Source organism: Mesorhizobium sp. BR1-1-3 (assembly GCF_020165455.1).
GTDB classification, from domain to species: Bacteria; Pseudomonadota; Alphaproteobacteria; order Rhizobiales; family Rhizobiaceae; genus Mesorhizobium; species Mesorhizobium ciceri.
Genome location: NZ_JAIUIC010000001.1, coordinates 469,434 through 486,372, shown reverse-complemented (window position 1 = coordinate 486,372; position 16,939 = coordinate 469,434). Strand labels below are relative to the sequence as shown.

Here is a 16,939-nt window from a genome sequence, read left to right as displayed (position 1 = left end):
GCCTACGTTAAGGCTATGTTGAGTTTCGGCGGCTTAGCTTTATGCGGGGTTGTCGCGAATCATTGCCACGTTTTCTGATTTGTGTTTCGTACGGAATGCGTTGCGGGAGCCGGGACACACTGGCGGCGGCGGATTCCCGCGATAGATAGAGTATGCGCCCTTTCAGCCAGACCATCGGCGGGCGGCCATGAAAGGACATGAAAATGAGCAAGGTCGGCAACAACAGCGGCGATTCCAAGAACACGCTTTACTGCTCGTTTTGCGGCAAAAGCCAGCACGAAGTGCGCAAGCTGATCGCCGGTCCGACGGTCTTCATCTGCGACGAGTGCGTCGAACTCTGCATGGACATCATCCGTGAAGAGAACAAGACCTCGATGGTGAAGTCGCGCGAAGGCGTGCCGACACCGCAGGAGATCCTCAAGGTTCTCGACGACTATGTCATCGGTCAGCCCTACGCCAAGCGCGTGCTGTCGGTGGCGGTCCACAATCACTACAAGCGCCTCGCGCATGCCGGCAAGAACAACGATGTCGAACTGGCGAAGTCCAACATCCTTTTGATCGGCCCGACCGGTTGCGGCAAGACGCTGCTCGCGCAGACGCTGGCCCGCATCATCGACGTGCCGTTCACCATGGCTGACGCGACGACGCTGACCGAAGCCGGCTATGTCGGCGAGGACGTCGAAAACATCATCCTGAAGCTGTTGCAGTCGGCCGACTACAATGTCGAGCGCGCCCAGCGCGGCATCGTCTACATCGACGAAATCGACAAGATTTCGCGCAAGTCGGACAATCCCTCGATCACCCGCGACGTGTCGGGCGAGGGTGTGCAGCAGGCGCTCTTGAAGATCATGGAAGGCACCGTCGCCTCCGTGCCGCCACAGGGCGGCAGGAAGCACCCGCAGCAGGAATTCCTGCAGGTCGATACAGCCAACATCCTGTTCATCTGCGGCGGCGCCTTCGCCGGGCTGGACAAGATCATCTCGGATCGCGGCCGCAAGACGTCGATCGGCTTCGGCGCGGTCGTCGCTTCGCCGGAGGATCGCCGCACTGGCGATGTTTTCCGCCTGGTCGAGCCCGAGGATCTGTTGAAGTTCGGTCTCATCCCTGAGTTTGTCGGCCGTCTGCCGGTCCTGGCGACGCTGGAAGACCTCGACGAACCGGCGCTGATCCAGATCCTGACCGAGCCGAAGAACGCGCTGGTCAAGCAGTATCAGCGGCTGTTCGAGATGGAAAATGTCGACCTGACCTTCCATGAGAACGCTCTTTCGGCGATCGCCAAGCGCGCCATTGAGCGCAAGACCGGCGCGCGCGGCCTGCGTTCGATCATGGAGGCGATCCTGCTCGACACGATGTTCGAGCTTCCCGCACTCGAAGGCGTGCGCGAAGTGGTGATTTCGGAGGAGGTGGTGACCGGCAGTGCCCGGCCGCTCTACATCTACTCCGAGCAGAAGGAAAAGAAGGGCAATGTCAGCGCCTGACATGAGCCCGCAGCGAAATTCTGAAACGGCGCCGCAAGGCGCCGTTTTGCTGTCGCACAGCGGTTTTGCGCGGCGTACGGGCTGGCGTCGCAAATGTGTCACTCGCGGACGGGTTGGGAGTGCGGATTTGGACACGCCCCTTGATCTTTGGGGGTCGTGCATCCAACTAACTGGAGAAGGCCGAGGTGCCCGATTTCTGTGCTGTAAAACTCCCGTCACAAAGGGTGGTAGGCGGAACGATCCCCGGTCGTTAATATAGGATTCGCGGTTGGCTCAATTAGCGGCCGCGACATGAAAGGTTGGACAATGGCCAAAGTATCCAAGGCACCCAGCGACGGCGTCTTCGCAGTTCTCCCACTGCGCGACATCGTGGTGTTCCCGCACATGATCGTTCCGCTCTTCGTCGGGCGTGAGAAGTCGATCAAGGCGCTGGAAGAGGTGATGGGTCAGGAAAAGCAGATCCTGCTTGCCACCCAGATGAATGCCGCCGATGACGATCCCGAGCCCGATGCCATTTTCGACATCGGCACGCTCGCCAATGTGCTGCAATTGCTCAAGCTGCCCGACGGCACCGTCAAGGTTCTGGTCGAAGGCGCTTCGCGTGCGAAAATCGTCTCGTTCACTGACCGTCCCGATTTCCACGAGGCCCGCGCCGCGGCGCTGGTCGAGCCGGAAGAGGAAGAGGTCGAGGTTGAGGCGCTGGCGCGTTCGGTCGTCACCGACTTCGAGAATTACGTCAAGCTGAACAAGAAGATCTCGCCCGAAGTGGTGGGTGCTGCCAGCCAGATCGACGACTACTCCAAGCTCGCCGACACGGTTGCCTCGCATCTCGCCATCAAGATCCCCGAGAAGCAGGAGATGCTGGCCACGCTTTCGGTCAAGGAGCGGCTGGAAAAGGCGATGGGCTTCATGGAAGCCGAAATCTCCGTCCTGCAGGTGGAGAAGCGCATCCGCTCGCGCGTCAAGCGCCAGATGGAGAAGACGCAGCGCGAGTACTACCTGAACGAGCAGATGAAGGCGATCCAGAAGGAACTCGGCGAAGGCGAGGACGGCCGCGACGAGGCCGCCGAGATAGAGGCGCGCATCAAGAAGACCAAGCTCTCCAAGGAGGCCCGCGAAAAGGCGGAAGCCGAGTTGAAGAAGCTCCGGACGATGTCGCCGATGTCGGCTGAATCGACCGTCGTGCGCAACTATCTCGACTGGATCCTGTCGATCCCGTGGGGCAAGAACTCCAAGGTCAAGCAGGATCTGGCTTTCGCGCAGAACGTGCTCGATACCGACCATTTTGGCCTCGACAAGGTCAAGGAGCGCATCGTCGAGTATCTCGCCGTGCAAAGCCGCCAGAAGAAGCTGAAGGGGCCGATCCTGTGCCTCGTCGGCCCTCCCGGTGTCGGCAAGACCTCGCTCGGCAAGTCGATCGCCAAGGCGACTGGACGCGAGTTCATCCGCATGGCGCTGGGCGGCGTGCGTGACGAGGCCGAGATCCGTGGCCACCGGCGCACCTATATCGGCTCGATGCCCGGCAAGGTCATCCAGTCGATGAAGAAGGCCAAGAAGTCCAACCCGCTCTTCCTGCTCGACGAGATCGACAAGATGGGCCAGGACTTCCGTGGCGATCCGTCATCGGCGTTGCTCGAGGTCCTAGATCCGGAACAGAACTCGACGTTCATGGACCACTACCTCGAGGTCGAATACGATCTGTCGAGCGTCATGTTCGTGACGACGGCGAACACGCTGAACATCCCGGCGCCCTTGATGGACCGCATGGAGATCATCCGTATCGCCGGCTACACCGAGGACGAGAAGATCGAGATCGCCAAGCGGCACCTGATGCCTAAGGTGATCCGCGATCACGCGCTGCAGCCGAAGGAGTTTTCCGTCGGTGAGGACGCGATCCGCGCCATCGTCCAGACCTACACCCGTGAAGCGGGCGTCAGAAGCCTCGAGCGCGAGCTGATGAAGCTCGGGCGCAAGGCGGTGACCGAGATCCTGAAGACGAAGAAGAAGACGGTGAACATCACGGCGGCGAACCTCGCCGATTACCTCGGTGTTGAACGCTTCCGCTTCGGTCAGGTCGAGGCTGACGATCAGGTCGGTGTCGTTACCGGACTCGCCTGGACGGAAGTCGGCGGCGAGCTGCTGACGGTCGAAGGCGTCATGATGCCCGGCAAGGGCCGCATGACGGTGACCGGCAATTTGCGCGACGTGATGAAGGAATCGATTTCGGCGGCGGCCTCCTATGTCCGCTCGCGCGCCGTCGATTTCGGCATCGAGCCGCCGCTGTTCGACAAGCGCGACATCCACGTGCACTTGCCGGAAGGCGCCACGCCGAAGGACGGCCCGTCTGCAGGTGCTGCCATGGCGACAGCCATTGTATCGGTACTGACGGGTATTCCGGTCCGGGCGGATGTGGCGATGACCGGCGAGATAACGCTTCGCGGCCGCATCCTGCCGATCGGCGGGCTCAAGGAGAAGCTGCTCGCCGCACTGCGCGGCGGCATCAAGAAGGTGCTGATCCCGGAAGACAATGCCAAGGATCTGGCGGAGATTCCGGACAATGTGAAGAACGGCATGGAGATCATTCCGGTCTCACGTGTCGGCGAGGTGTTGCGCCACGCGCTGGTGCGTATGCCGGAGCCGATCGAATGGGTCGAGCCGGTCAATCCGCCGGCTGCGACAGACAGTGCCGACGACGCTGGAAAGTCCCTGGCGCATTAGAGCGCCGGGCGTCCATCTGGACGCACAAAGGACGCTCTAACGCCCAGACTTGCGCATGGCCCTTGCCGCAAACCGGCTACGGTTTTCGGGGCCATGCGTTGGTTTTCGTCGAGGTTGCAGCGCACAAACGGAGAGCCGGGCCTGACGCCCGGCTTTTTCATGTGAAAAACCCCGGAATTCCGGGCTTTTTCCGCTTTTTTCCTGCCTTTTCGACTTGGTTGCGGGAGCGCTTCTTTCTAAAGTCCGTTTCCTGCCGGATGAGTCGATAGTTCCGGTGTTCTCATGGAAGGGAATTTTTATGAACAAGAACGAACTGGTGTCCGCTGTCGCCGACGCCGCGAGCATTTCGAAGGGTGACGCGCAGTCGGCGGTCGATGCGGTATTTTCCGTGATCACCGGCGAACTGAAGAAGGGCGGCGATGTCCGGCTTGTCGGCTTTGGCAATTTCACCGTGTCAAAGCGTGCCGCCTCGACCGGCCGCAATCCTCAGACCGGCGCCGAAGTGAAGATCCCGGCGCGTACCGTGCCGAAGTTCTCGGCCGGCAAAGGCCTCAAGGACGCAGTCAACTAAGCGTTTTTTCTTTTCAGAGACCTCAGAAAAGCCGGGCTTGCCCGGCTTTTCATTTTGGTGCCCAACGCTGACGCGACGCGGCCGGCTTATGCGGTCGGCGCATCAGTGCGCATAAGACCTTCCTCCTTGAGATCCGCCCAAAGTGCTGCGGGCAGTTTCGCATCGAGCAGCGAGCGATTGCTCTCGACTTCGCTCGGCCGTTGGCCACCGGGGATCACCGAAACGACTGAAGGATGCAGCAGCGGGAATTGCAGGGCGGCCTCGATCAGCCTGACACCATGACGCTTGCAGACGTTCTCGATCCCGGCGACCCGGTCGAGTATGTCCTTCGGCGCTTCGGAGTAGTTGTAGTAGGCTCCGGGCTTCGGCCCTGTTGCGAGAATGCCGGAGTTGTAGGGTCCGCCGAGAACGATGCCGATGCCGCGTGCCTGGCAGAGCGGCAGGAAGGACGTCAGCGCCTCCTGTTCCAAGAGCGTATAGCGCCCGGCCAGCAGGAACAGATCGAAGTCGCCGCGCTCAGCCAGCGTCTGCGCGACCTGCCACTCATTGATGCCGCCGCCGAACGCCTTGATCACGCCCTGGTCGCGCAGCGACAGCAGGCCGTAATAGCCCGAGCGCATGAACTCCTCGATGCGCCGGTCGGAGGCTTCCTTGCTGCCATGCGTGAAGATGTCGACATCGTGCACGAAGAGGATGTCGATCCGGTCGACGCCGAGGCGCTCAAGCGAGGCTTCGAACGAGCGCATGACACCGTCATAGCTGTAGTCGTACACCTCGCGGCGTGATGGCGTGTCGAAGAACTTGCCGATGCCGGTGCGCTCTTCGGGCGGGCAGGCACGCATGATGCGGCCGACCTTGCTCGACAGCACATAGTCGTCGCGCTTCTTGCCGCGCAGGAACGGGTTGAGCCGCGTTTCCGAGAGGCCGAGCCCATAGAGCGGCGCGGTGTCGTAGTAGCGGCAGCCGGTCGCCCAGGCGGCCTCCAGCGTGGCGTTGGCGTCCTCGTCGGAGACGGCACGGTAGAGATTGCCGAGCGGCGCCGCGCCGAAGCCGAGCTCGGTGAAACTGATGCCGCCATTGCCGATGCGGTCGAAATGCCGTGTCTTCATATCCTGCTGTTTGCCTCGCCTGATTTGTCTGACATGACACTATCACGCCTGTGATCAGGCAAAAGCATAGCTGCGCGTTGGACACGCATTTTCGCGGTTGCTAGCATGAACGAAATCAAGCTGTTCGTGGCAGCAAGAGCGGCAAATACCAGGGTGATTTTTCAATGGCGGGTTTGCGGTGAGCGACAAGAGCAAAAGCCTGTTCGAGACCGCACTTGAGGAGCTGGGTGGCGTGCTGGCACGCACCGACGAAAGCCGGATCGACGCCGCCTGCAAAATGCTGGCCGGCGCGCGACAGATCGTCGTCTATGGCTGCGGCCGCGAGGCCTTGCAGGTCAAGGGTTTTGCCATGCGGCTCTACCATTTGGGCCTGCCGGTTTCCGTGGTCGGCGACATGAACACGCCGCCGCTGGGGCAGAGCGATGTCTTCCTGGTCAGTTCCGGGCCGGGAGAAACCTCGACCGTGCTGACCCTGATGCAGGTCGCGCGCCAAGCAGGTGCAACCAATCTCCTGCTGACCGCCCAGGCCGAAGGCAGCGCGGCAAGGCTTGCCGACTTCACGCTGCTCATTCCCGCGCAGACCATGGCCAACGATCAGGGGGCGCAAAAAACATCGGTCCTGCCGATGGGCTCGGTGTTCGAAGGCGCGCTGTTCCTGCTGTTTGAGGTGATGGTGCTGAAGCTTAGGGAATTGACCGGCGCGTCGCCCGAAGCCATGCGCGCCCGCCACACCAACATGGAATAGATCATGCGCTATGAACTGATGCTGCCACACCAGATCCGCAGGGCGATCGCCGAGAATTGGCCGGTCGCTCTGCCGCTCGGCGTGCTGGAATACCATGGCGAGCACATGGCCGTCGGCATGGACACGCTGGCCGTCATCAAGACGCTGGAGCTGTTCGAAAAGGAGAAGGACGTCGTCATCCTGCCGCCCTTCTACTACGGTGCGGCAAGCTATGCGGTGGCGCCGCCGGAAGGCAGCGGCTCGGTGCAGGTCGGCGGCAATGCGCTGGCGCCGTTCGGCGAGGAGCTGTTCTACAGCCTGCTGCGCATCGGCTTTCGCAACATCCACGCCATTATCCACCACCAGACCGAGAACTTTGCCGCCGGCATGCCGACCGATCTGGCGTTCAAGGCCGCCGGCCGCCAGGCGATCTTCCGCTTCCTCGAAAAGGAGCGCGGCGAGGGCTGGTGGGGGTCGCAGGCGATGGCGGACTATTATTCAGGACACGCGGCGGGTGAAAATTTCTTCAACTGGGTGCAGGTGCATCCGCTGATGTCGGCTGACATGAACGGCAAGTACCCGTTCGACCATGCCGGCATCGGCGAGACCTCGCTGATGCTGGCGCTATGCCCGGAGGCTGTCGATGCCAATCACTTCGCCGACAATACCGGCTGGTATACGGCGAGTGCCAAGGACGCCTCGGCCGAGCTCGGGCAGAAGGGCGTGGCCATGATCATGGATCATCTGCGGATGATTCTAAGGCCCTAGCGCGGTTCTTCCTTCTCCCAAGGTAAGAGGGCGCCATGCTACTTCACCGCGCCCGCGGTCATGCCCATGATCAGATAGCGCTCCAACGCGATGCCAATGACGGCGAGCGGCGCGATGGCCGCCGTCGCTAGTGCCGCCATCGACCACCAGTTGATGCCTTGCGAGCCGGTCTGGCTCGCCACCATGACGGGAATTGTCTTGGCGTCGGTCGAGGTCAAAAGGGCGGCGAAGAAATACTCGTTCCAGCACAGCACCATCGCCAGGATGAAGGCGGCGACCATGCCCGGCAGCGCGATCGGCATGACGATGCGGAAGAACGCGCCCCAGATCGACAGCCCGTCGACAAGGGCGGCTTCCTCGAGCTCGACCGGGATCGAGTTGAACTGGTCGCGCATGATCCAGATGACGATCGGCAGCACCATCAGCGTGTAGAGCAGGATCAGCCCGATGCGCGTGTCGAGCAGGCCGACCTCGCGGTAGAGCACCAGGAAGGGCAGTGCCAGCACCACCGGCGGCAGGATCAGCTGCGACAGGAAGAAGAACGAGATGTCCTCGTTCTTGAACCAGGCGAAATGGTAGCGATAGCGGGTGAGCCCGTAGGCGGCGAGGCTGCCGATGATGATGGCGAGGCTCGACGCGCCGACCGAGGTGATCACCGAATTCATGAAGCGCTTGAGGAACTCCTCGCGCACGGTCGAGGTCTGGAAGATCGAGTCCGGCGACAGGCCGAGCGAACGCCAGCCCTTCCAGTCCGGCTGGAAGTCGACGAAGGGGATGAGATGGCCTTGCGTGACGTCGACTGCGGTCTTGAACGAGGTCGTGATCGTCCAATAGATCGGGAACAGGCAGATGAACGCCCAGAAGGCCAGCGCGCCATAGATGAAGACGCGGCTGGCGAGGAAGCTCGCCGGCGAGCGGATCTCCGAGGCGACATATTCGGTGGTCTGAACGCTCATCGGGCTCAATTCACCCCCATCTTGCTTTAATTGACATTGCGGACAAAACGGTTGGCAAATTTCAACAACCACGTGACGAACACGACGATGATCACCAGATAGGCCATCGCCAGCATGGTTCCGTAGCCGACATTCGAGCGGTCGCGGTATTCGCGGTAGATGAAGCTCGACACGGAATCGGTGGCGCCGCCGGGGCCGCCGGACGTCACGGTGATGATGATGTCGGCAAGCTTCAGCTTGAAGATGATGCGCAGGACCACCGCCGTCACCGACACCGGCAGCATCAGCGGGAAGGTGACCTGCCAGAAGGTCTGCCACGCATTGGCGCCGTCGACGCGTGCGGCTTCGAGCACCTCGCGCGACATCGCCTGCAGCCCGGCCAGCAGCATGATCATCATGAACGGAATGAAGGTCCAGGCATCCAGTATCATGATCGATATGCGCGCGATGATCGGATCGGAGAAGAAGGCCGGATTTTCCCAGCCGAGATGGCGCGCCAGCGTTGCGGCCGGTCCGAACCTGTATTCCATCAGCGATTTTCCGATCATCCACGACACCGCGACCGGCGACAGCATCAGCGGCATCAGGAAGACGACGCGGAAGAATTTTCGCGCCCGGATCTGGGCGTTGAGGAGCAGCGCCAAGCCGAAGGCAATGACATATTCGACCGCCACCGCCAGCACGTAGAGCACCATGTTGAACAGCGCGTTGCGGTAGTAGGGATCGCCCAGCATCTGCCAGAAATTGTCGAGCCCGTTGAACCGGCGGCCGCTGAAGGAACTGAGGTTCCAGTCGGTGAGTGCGATGTAGAAACCGAACAGCGTCGGGAAGATCACCATGGCGATGGTGAACAGCAGCGCCGGCAGCAGAAACAGGGCACGCTGGCCGTCTTCGCCGCGCGTCAGCACCTGGCCGACACCGATCGCCACGCCCCACAGCACATAGGCATAGACGACGGGGCGCCAGGTCTCGAAGCCGATCGTATCGGGGCTGCCCTTGTAGAGGATCTCCAGCACGATCGTCGCCAGCAGGCCAAGCGTCGCAACGGCCATCAGCGCCCAGCCAAGGCGTTTACGGCCTGGAGAGATCAGATCGGAAGTGCCGGCATCTGCCGGCCACGGGTTCGCGGTCGATGTCTGGTCAGCCACAAATCTCGCCCGTTTGAAGGCTCTCGAGGAGCCGGAGCCTGTCTAAAGTGGTGCGGCGTTGCCGCCGGACCACGGTTCATAGGCCAGCCTACATGCCGAGCGAAGCTTTGTAGAGCTTGATCTGGTTGTCGCGCCCGATCTGGTCGGTCAGCTTCTCCCATGCCGCCGCGATGGCGTCGGCGCCTTCCTGCGCCTTCATCTTGCCCGCGAAAGTGTTGGCCAGGATGTCCTCGGCGGCGCTGTAGTACTGGAAGATGCCGGGGATGCGTGGCTCGATCGCCGCGTTCGGATGGTTGTAGCTGTCGGATTCCGATTTGAGGTAGGAGGTGATGAAGGCCTCGTCGTAGCCGGCCGCCACCCATTCGGGAATGTCGAAATGCGAGTTGCGGTAAGGCTGGAAGCCCGACGGATACATCGCCGTCCAGATCGACAGGTCCTTGCCGCCGAGATGGGCTGCAGCGGACCATGCCGCCTTCTTTTTCTTTTCGTCGGCATCGACGCGGGCCATGACATAGACGCCCCAGCCGAGATAGGCGCAGTTGGGCGCATAGTTCGGGCCGCTGGCGAGCTTGTCCCAGGCGCCGGTCTTCGCATTGTAGACATCGTCCGAGCCCGGCAGGATCGAGAAGCCGGTGACGTCGCCGACGACGGAAGAGTCGTTGGTCTTGACGTTGGAGCCGACGTCGCCCCACCAGGTGACCATCGAGCCGGTGCCGGCCAGGAACTGCTGGAAGGCGGTCGTGTTCGGATCGGCGTTGATCTGGTCGGCGGGTTCGGAGGGCAGCGCGTCGATGACGTCCTGGATGGCGCGCACCCAGGCCGGATTGTTGACGCGCGGCTTCATCGTGTCGGCGTCGAACAGCCAGGCCTTGTCGTCGGGGTGCTTGGCATAGGCGGTGGCGCGGCTGCCAAGGAAATAGAAGCCGAAGCCGCCCCAGGGCTTCGGCGCGTCGAGATAGCCATAGACGTCCTGGTCCTTGAGCTTCTTGCCCTTTAGGAACTTGGTCACCGCCTGAACCTGCTGCCAGGTCTTCGGCACGCCCCATTCACCTTCGCCGCCGCCGTCCTTCCAGGCCTTGGCGAGGTCGGCATCGGCGAACACGTCGGTGCGGTAGTTGAAGTTGTGCGCGTCGCCGTCGACGGTCACGCGGTATTGCTTGCCGTCCCAGGTGCCGACCGGCGGCTTCAGATAGCTGACCAGATCGTCGAAATCGATCTGGGTCTTGACCCAGTCGGGCATTTCCGACGTCAGGCCCTTGCCGCAGACATCGCCTTCGAACGGCGCGCCCATTTCGATGATGTCGAAGTCGACGGTCCCGGTCGCGATCGACTGCTGCAGGCGGGCGTTGTAGTCGGCCTGCGCCAGGTCGATCCAGTTGATCTTGGCGCCGGTATAGGTCTCCCATGGCTTCAGGAAGCCGCGGAACAGCACATTGTGCAGGTTCTGGTTGTTGAGACCCATGAAGGTCAGCTCGACGCCGGCGAATTCGCCTTCCTTGACATTGGCCTTGGTGGCTTCGAGGCAGAGTTCACCGACCTTCTGGAAATCGGCGTCCGTCGGCTGGCCTTTGCCGACGCCGGGGATCTGCAGGATTTTTGTGCGCAATTCGCTTGCCGCGGAGGCCGGGCGCGTCAAGGCGCCAAGTCCGGCGCCGGATGCGGCTGCGATCGCGGCCATGCTTGCCGCACCCTTCAATATGTCGCGCCTTGTGGCGCCGGCTCGAACCAGTTTGTCGTAAAGACCCGTTCTCATCGCCTATTCCTCCCAGAACATCAGTGTGAATAAATCGGCCAACTGTCGGACGCCGGAGCGCCAACGAGGCTCCCGTTTCGGAAACGAATTAGGCAGGACCCCACCCTGCGTCGATTGAAGTTCCGATTGCGGATCGGGCACCGACATTTTGACCAGCGCCTGCCACTATTCTCACAACCCAACGCCGTGTCAACGAGAGCGGGTTTTTATCTATAAGGGACCGACTTGCCCTGGCAGGTCGCGTTGGTTAGCTTCTGCGCCTACGGCTAATGGAGCCGATGGGGGAGACATGGCGCAAGTCGCGATCAGCAAGGTGGCCAAGGCCTTTGGAACGGTCAAGGTTCTGCACGAAGTCAGCGTCGATATCGCAGACGGACAGTTCGTGGTGCTGGTTGGCCCTTCGGGTTGCGGCAAGTCCACGCTGCTCAGGATGGTGGCCGGGCTGGAGACCGTCTCCGCCGGCACGATCGCCATCGGCGACCGCGTCGTCAATCATCTGCCGCCGGCCAAGCGCGACATCGCCATGGTGTTCCAGAACTATGCGCTCTATCCGCATAAGACGGTCGAGCAGAACATGGCCTTCGCGCTCAAGCTCAGGAAAACCGATCCGGCCGTGGTCGCCGAGCGGGTCAAGCGCGCCGCCGACATCCTCGACCTCAATCCCTATCTGAAGCGCTATCCCCGCCAGCTTTCCGGCGGCCAGCGCCAGCGCGTGGCCATGGGCCGCGCCATCGTGCGCAATCCGCAGGTGTTCCTGTTCGACGAGCCGCTGTCCAATCTCGACGCCAAGCTGCGCGTGCAGATGCGCACCGAGATCAAGGAACTGCACCAGAGGCTGAAGACCACCACCATCTACGTCACCCACGACCAGATCGAGGCCATGACCATGGCCGACAAGATCGTTGTCATGCGCGACGGCCGCATCGAGCAGGTCGGCGCGCCGCTGGAACTGTTCGACCGCCCGGCCAACCTGTTTGTCGCCGGCTTCATCGGTTCGCCTTCGATGAACCTGCTCAAGGGCACCATGCGCAAGGGCGACAAGCCCGGTGTCGACATCGCAGGCACGCTGTTCCCGATCGGATCGGGCAATGCCGCGCAGGACGGTCAAGCGGTCGTCTATGGCGTGCGACCGGAGCACCTCGAGATCCATCCCGACGGCGTGCCGGCGAAGATTTCGGTGGTCGAGCCGACCGGCTCGGAAACGCTGGTGTTCCTGCGCTTCGGCGAAGGCGAGATGGTGGCGCTGTTTCGCGAGCGCCACGACTTCAAGCCGGGCGATACGCTGAAGCTGAAGCCAAGGCTCGACCAGATCCATCTTTTCGACGCAGAGACCGGCAAGCGTCTCTGATCTCAACTCACGAGGAATACCATGCTCAAAGGCATCAACCCGCTGCTCAATGCCGACGTGCTGCAGGCATTGCGGGCAATGGGGCATGGCGATGATCTGATCATCGCCGACACCAATTTTCCGTCCGATTCGGTGGCGCGCCAGACGGCGCTCGGCCGCGTGCTGCGCATCGATGCCTCGGCCGCGCAAGTGGTCAAGGCGGTGCTGTCGCTCTACCCGCTCGACACGTTCGTCGACGATTCGGCCGCGCGCATGGAAATCGTCGACAAGCCGGACGAGATTCCTGCAGTGCAGAAGGAAGTGCAGAAGGAAGTCGATAAGGCCGAGGGCAAGTCGTGGCCGATGATCGCGGTCGAGCGCTACGCCTTCTACGAGCGCGCCAAACAAGCCTATTGTGTCATCCAGACCGGCGAACGCCGCTTCTATGGCTGCTTCGCCTTCCGCAAGGGCGTCGTGCCGCCGGATGCGGAGTAGCGGCATGGCTTCGGGCAAGCCGGTCGTCATATTGGGTGTGTTCGTCGCCGACACCGCCTACAGGGCGCAGCGGCAGCCGCGCATGGGCGAAACGATCCTCGGCACATCCTTCACGCTGGGTCCCGGCGGCAAGGGCTCGAACCAGGCGGTGGCCGCCGGCAAGCTCGGCGCCGACGTCACCTTCCTCACCCGCCTCGGCGTCGATCCCTTCGCCGACATGGCCAGGCAGACCTGGGCGCAGGCGGGCGTCAAGGATGCCGTCATCGATACGCCGGAAAGCTACACCGGCGCGGCCTACATCTTCGTCGAGGAGACGACCGGCAACAACGCCATCATCGTCAGCCCCGGTGCTGCCATGCTGATCTCTCCAGCCGATATCGAAGCCAATGCCGCATTGATCAGCAATGCCGGTGTCTTTGTCACGCAGCTCGAACAGCCGATCGAAGCAGCCATGCGGGCGCTGGAGATCGCGCGTGGGGCAGGGGTGACGACGATCCTCAACCCAGCCCCTGCGGCAAAGCTTCCCGACCGCATCTACACGCTCTGCGACTACCTCACGCCCAACGAGACCGAGACGGAGGAACTGACCGGGATGAAGGTGTCCTCGGTCGACGAGGCGCGAGCCGCCGCCGACAGTCTGCTCGAAAAGGGGGTCGGCACAGTCATCGTCACGCTCGGCGACAAGGGCGCGCTTTTGCACTCGAAAGATCGCTCCGACCACGTTCCAGCCGTCAGCGCCGGCCCGGTGGTCGAAACCACGGGGGCAGGCGATGCTTTCAATGGCGGGCTTGCGGCAGCACTTTCGAGGGGCGTGGAACCGCTGCAGGCGGTGCGCTTCGCTTGCGCCGTCGCCGGAATCTCAGTGACCCGGCCAGGGACTGCGCCATCCATGCCGACGCTGCAGGAGGTCGAGGCGCTGCTGGCGAGAGGATGATCTTGCGGGGCCAGACCTAGGCGCGGGCCAAAAGAACCTGAGTTACCTCAGGTCTCTTGCAAGACAACATTTTTGACAATCAATGTCGACATTTCTCCAAAGCCAAGGGCTTGATACCCTTGAGAGAAATGGCGCGAGTGACGGGGCTCGAACCCGCGACCTCCGGCGTGACAGGCCGGCACTCTAACCAACTGAGCTACACCCGCGCATGGCGAACACGTGTCAGCCGTGTTCGTCGTTGGGGCGCTGGATAAGGGGTTCGCCACCGGGTGTCAAGCGCACCAAACCATCATAACAGCAAACAGGAGAAGGTTTTTTGACAGCCGGCGTTTTGTTGGCAAAACCGGCATCCAACCAGGGCGTCCTGCGCTCATTTGGCCTTGCGAAGCGGACCCTGACAGCTTAAAGGTCCGGCCCGGAGCGGGCGATTAGCTCAGTTGGTAGAGCGCTTCGTTTACACCGAAGATGTCGGCGGTTCGAGCCCGTCATCGCCCACCATTCACACGATCTCTTCCGGTGCGGTTGTCAGCCGTTTGGCGACATAGATGCTGTGGTCCGGCAATCCCGGCTCCCGCAACACTGCGAATCCGATGGCCCTGTAGAAGCGCAGCGCGTTGTGATTGTCCGGCATCACTTCGAGGCAAAGCCCGCGTGATCCGAGCGCGGCGAGCCTTTGCTCGAGAAAAGCCATCGCCCGCCGGCCGATGCCTTTGCCACGCGCTTGCGGCAAGAGGTCGATATGACCGTGCGAAGGGTAGGCAGCCAGGGCCGGCGGAATGGTGAAGTCGCGATGATGGATCTGGTGGCGAGCCCAGTCGCTGCCGCTCCAGCGTGTGCGGTCGGGTCCGGGATCGGTCACCTGCGCGCGAAGGCGCGGATACCACTTTGCGGCCAGGCCGGCATTGAAAGCCTTTGTGTCTTTTGCACCCAGCAGATAGCCCGCGGCGCCCGTTGGCCCATCGACGATGAAAGCGAGGTCGGGCTCCAGCACCTGGTAGGGGATGGTGTAGATCTGGCCCAACAGATCCGGAGCGTCTTCGCGACCGGTTGCATCCTGGCCGGCATCACCGGTCTTGAGGCAGATCATGGCAAGTGCGGGATGGTCGGCCTCGGTCGCCTGGCGCAGGAAGAAGCCATCGCCGAAATCGATGATCATGGCGGAACGAGCCGGAAATCGCTGCCTTCGGGCAGCAACTGCCCACCATCGACGACGATGGTCGTGCCGGTGATGTAACTGGCATCGTCCGAGGCGAGGAACAGGAAGGCATTGGCGACGTCGCGCGGGCTGCCGAGGCGGCCAAGCGGGATGGAATCCTCCATGTTCTTGATGAACGCCTCGCCGCGATGCAGCTCGATCGCTTCGGTCAGGATGTTGCCGGGCTCGACGCCGTTGACGGTGATGCCGTAGCCGGAGAATTCCAGTGCCGCGGCGCGGATGAAGCCGTTGATGCCGGCCTTGCTGGCCGAATAGTGGCCATGGCCCGGGCTGGTGACATGCGGACCGGTGATGGAGGAGGTGTAGAGCATGCGGCCGAAGCGTTGCGCCTTCATCGGCACCAGGGCCGCGCGGCTGGCATTGAAGGTGCCGCGCAGATTGACCGCCATGACGCGGTCCCAGTCGTCGGCGCTGGTGTTCTCGATCAGCTGCCAGGGATAGATGCCGGCATTCTGCACGATGATGTCGAGACGGCCATGCTGCTTCAGCGCCAGCGCCACGGCGGCCTCGGCGTCGCTCATTTGCGAGATGTCGGTGCGGATGAAGGGGACGCCCAACTCGCCAGCGGTCGCTTGCCCGGCCTCGACTTCGGTGTCGGCGAGCACCAGCCGCGCTCCCTCTTCGGCAAAGCGGAGCGCAATGCCCTTGCCGATGCCGCGGGCGGCGCCGACGATGAGCGCCACCTTGTCTTTTAGCCGTCCTGTCATGCGAGCCGTCCTGTCATGCGAGTCTTTGGCGAATGGTTTGCTTGAAGGCGTCGAGCAGCACCGCGGCCAGCACCAGCAGGCCATGAATCACCTGGGTGAAATTGGCCGGCAGGCCCATCAAATTGATCGCCGTGTTGATGGCCGAGAGCAAAAGCACGCCGGCATAGACGCCGGGGAGGGTGCCGACGCCGCCTTTGAGGCTGACGCCGCCGATGACGACCGCGGCGAAGGCGTTGAACAGCAAGCCGACGCCGAGATTGGCGGTGGCGCCCGACGTGCGGATCGCCAGCAGCCAGCCGGCGAGGCCGGCGATGGCGCCGGCGAGCACGAAGGCGATGATGAGATTGCGGTTCACCCGGATGCCGGCGCGGAAGGTCGCCGTCTCGTTGCCGCCGATCATCACCAGATGCCGGCCGAACGGCGTCTTGGCCATGATCAGCGAAAAGACCACGAAACAGCCAACCGCGATCCAGGCGGTGAGCGGCAGGCCGACAAGGCGCTGGATGCCGAACCAGCGGATGGCCGGCGCCAGGTCCTGCGCCGAGCGGCCGCCCGACACGACCAACACGAGGCCGCGCACCCAGATGTAGGACGCCAGCGTGATGATGAAGGCGCTCATCTTCACCTTGACCACCAGATAGCCGTTGAAGGCGCCGATGAGACCCCCGACTGCCAGCGCCAGCAGCAGCGAAACCGGAACCATCAGCCACTCGGGATGCAGCTGCACGCCCATGCCGATGCCCGACGAGCAAAACAGGATGCCGACCGCCATAGCGCTGAGCGCTGCGACGGATTCGACCGACAGATCCATGTGACCGGCGATGATCACCAGCGCCAGGCCGATCGACATCACGCCGAGCACGCTCGAAGCCTCGATGATGTTGGCGAAGATGCCGAGCTGAAAGTAGTTCGGGACGAAGATGGAGAAGACCACCAGCACGAACAGCAGCATGAACCAGACGAGGTTGTCGAGTACGAACTCCAGGGCTTTGCGTGTGCGCGGGTTCATGGGTTGATCCGGTTGGCGCCCCCGCG

Annotated in this window: 15 protein-coding genes and 2 tRNA genes; 9 read left to right on the top strand and 8 right to left on the bottom strand. The window is 62.5% G+C overall.

Going from position 1 to position 16,939, the window contains the following annotated elements:
• Window positions 1-203 precede the first annotated feature (203 nt).
• The 3 genes from clpX (at window position 204) to LB559_RS02425 (ending at window position 4,767) form a co-directional block, all read left to right on the top strand.
• Window positions 204-1,478, top strand: coding sequence for an ATP-dependent Clp protease ATP-binding subunit ClpX (clpX, locus tag LB559_RS02435; protein ID WP_013532190.1), 1,275 nt, complete (start codon window positions 204-206; stop codon window positions 1,476-1,478).
• Window positions 1,479-1,784: 306 nt separating this feature from the next.
• Window positions 1,785-4,196, top strand: a complete 2,412-nt coding sequence (gene lon, locus LB559_RS02430; protein ID WP_013532189.1) for an endopeptidase La — start codon at window positions 1,785-1,787, stop codon at window positions 4,194-4,196.
• A 298-nt stretch (window positions 4,197-4,494) separates the two neighbouring features.
• On the top strand, window positions 4,495-4,767 hold the full coding sequence (locus LB559_RS02425) for an HU family DNA-binding protein (RefSeq protein WP_006201846.1): 273 nt from the start codon (window positions 4,495-4,497) through the stop codon (window positions 4,765-4,767).
• Between the two features lie 86 nt (window positions 4,768-4,853).
• Here LB559_RS02425 and LB559_RS02420 read toward each other — a convergent pair whose 3' ends face one another.
• A complete protein-coding gene (locus LB559_RS02420; RefSeq protein WP_063167791.1) occupies window positions 4,854-5,876 on the bottom strand; it encodes an aldo/keto reductase in 1,023 nt (340 codons plus the stop codon).
• 178 nt (window positions 5,877-6,054) lie between these two features.
• Here LB559_RS02420 and LB559_RS02415 point away from each other — a divergent pair, with 178 nt between their 5' ends.
• Window positions 6,055-6,621: an SIS domain-containing protein gene (locus LB559_RS02415; RefSeq protein ID WP_013532187.1), complete on the top strand. Its 567-nt coding sequence runs from the start codon at window positions 6,055-6,057 to the stop codon at window positions 6,619-6,621.
• A 3-nt stretch (window positions 6,622-6,624) separates the two neighbouring features.
• Window positions 6,625-7,368, top strand: a complete 744-nt coding sequence (locus tag LB559_RS02410) for a creatininase family protein (protein WP_224672957.1) — start codon at window positions 6,625-6,627, stop codon at window positions 7,366-7,368.
• Between the two features lie 38 nt (window positions 7,369-7,406).
• On the opposite strand, the gene LB559_RS02405 is transcribed toward LB559_RS02410, so the two are convergent.
• The 3 genes from LB559_RS02405 to LB559_RS02395 form a co-directional block, all read right to left on the bottom strand.
• On the bottom strand, window positions 7,407-8,324 hold the full coding sequence (locus LB559_RS02405; protein WP_013532185.1) for a carbohydrate ABC transporter permease: 918 nt from the start codon (window positions 8,322-8,324) through the stop codon (window positions 7,407-7,409).
• A 26-nt stretch (window positions 8,325-8,350) separates the two neighbouring features.
• Window positions 8,351-9,472 (bottom strand): carbohydrate ABC transporter permease, encoded by a 1,122-nt coding sequence (locus tag LB559_RS02400; RefSeq protein ID WP_024504588.1) that lies wholly within the window; start codon window positions 9,470-9,472, stop codon window positions 8,351-8,353.
• Window positions 9,473-9,560: 88 nt separating this feature from the next.
• Window positions 9,561-11,225, bottom strand: a complete 1,665-nt coding sequence (locus tag LB559_RS02395; RefSeq protein WP_013532183.1) for an ABC transporter substrate-binding protein — start codon at window positions 11,223-11,225, stop codon at window positions 9,561-9,563.
• Window positions 11,226-11,514: 289 nt separating this feature from the next.
• Between LB559_RS02395 and LB559_RS02390 the strand changes: the two genes are divergently transcribed.
• The 3 genes from LB559_RS02390 to rbsK are packed head-to-tail and all read left to right on the top strand — an operon-like array spanning window position 11,515 to window position 13,981.
• A complete protein-coding gene (locus LB559_RS02390; RefSeq protein WP_024504587.1) occupies window positions 11,515-12,573 on the top strand; it encodes an ABC transporter ATP-binding protein in 1,059 nt (352 codons plus the stop codon).
• Window positions 12,574-12,594: 21 nt separating this feature from the next.
• The gene (locus tag LB559_RS02385; protein WP_013532181.1) at window positions 12,595-13,047 is read left to right on the top strand and encodes an RbsD/FucU family protein; all 453 of its coding nucleotides are present in this window, start codon (window positions 12,595-12,597) and stop codon (window positions 13,045-13,047) included.
• A 4-nt stretch (window positions 13,048-13,051) separates the two neighbouring features.
• Entirely contained in the window at window positions 13,052-13,981 is a 930-nt protein-coding gene (gene rbsK / locus LB559_RS02380) for a ribokinase (RefSeq protein ID WP_224672956.1), read from the top strand.
• Window positions 13,982-14,110: 129 nt separating this feature from the next.
• Here the strand turns inward: rbsK and LB559_RS02375 are convergent.
• Window positions 14,111-14,187, bottom strand: a tRNA-Asp gene (locus LB559_RS02375).
• A 216-nt stretch (window positions 14,188-14,403) separates the two neighbouring features.
• Between LB559_RS02375 and LB559_RS02370 the strand changes: the two genes are divergently transcribed.
• Window positions 14,404-14,479 (top strand) — tRNA-Val (locus tag LB559_RS02370).
• Between the two features lies 1 nt (window position 14,480).
• On the opposite strand, the gene LB559_RS02365 is transcribed toward LB559_RS02370, so the two are convergent.
• The 3 genes from LB559_RS02365 to LB559_RS02355 are packed head-to-tail and all read right to left on the bottom strand — an operon-like array spanning window position 14,481 to window position 16,913.
• Complete coding sequence (locus LB559_RS02365) at window positions 14,481-15,137, bottom strand: GNAT family N-acetyltransferase (protein ID WP_224672955.1); 657 nt, start codon at window positions 15,135-15,137, stop codon at window positions 14,481-14,483.
• The gene (locus LB559_RS02360; RefSeq protein WP_013532178.1) at window positions 15,134-15,904 is read right to left on the bottom strand and encodes an SDR family NAD(P)-dependent oxidoreductase; all 771 of its coding nucleotides are present in this window, start codon (window positions 15,902-15,904) and stop codon (window positions 15,134-15,136) included. The genes LB559_RS02365 and LB559_RS02360 overlap by 4 nt, the downstream gene beginning before the upstream one ends.
• Window positions 15,905-15,917: 13 nt before the next feature.
• Window positions 15,918-16,913, bottom strand: a complete 996-nt coding sequence (locus LB559_RS02355; RefSeq protein WP_013532177.1) for an ABC transporter permease — start codon at window positions 16,911-16,913, stop codon at window positions 15,918-15,920.
• Window positions 16,914-16,939 lie beyond the last annotated feature (26 nt).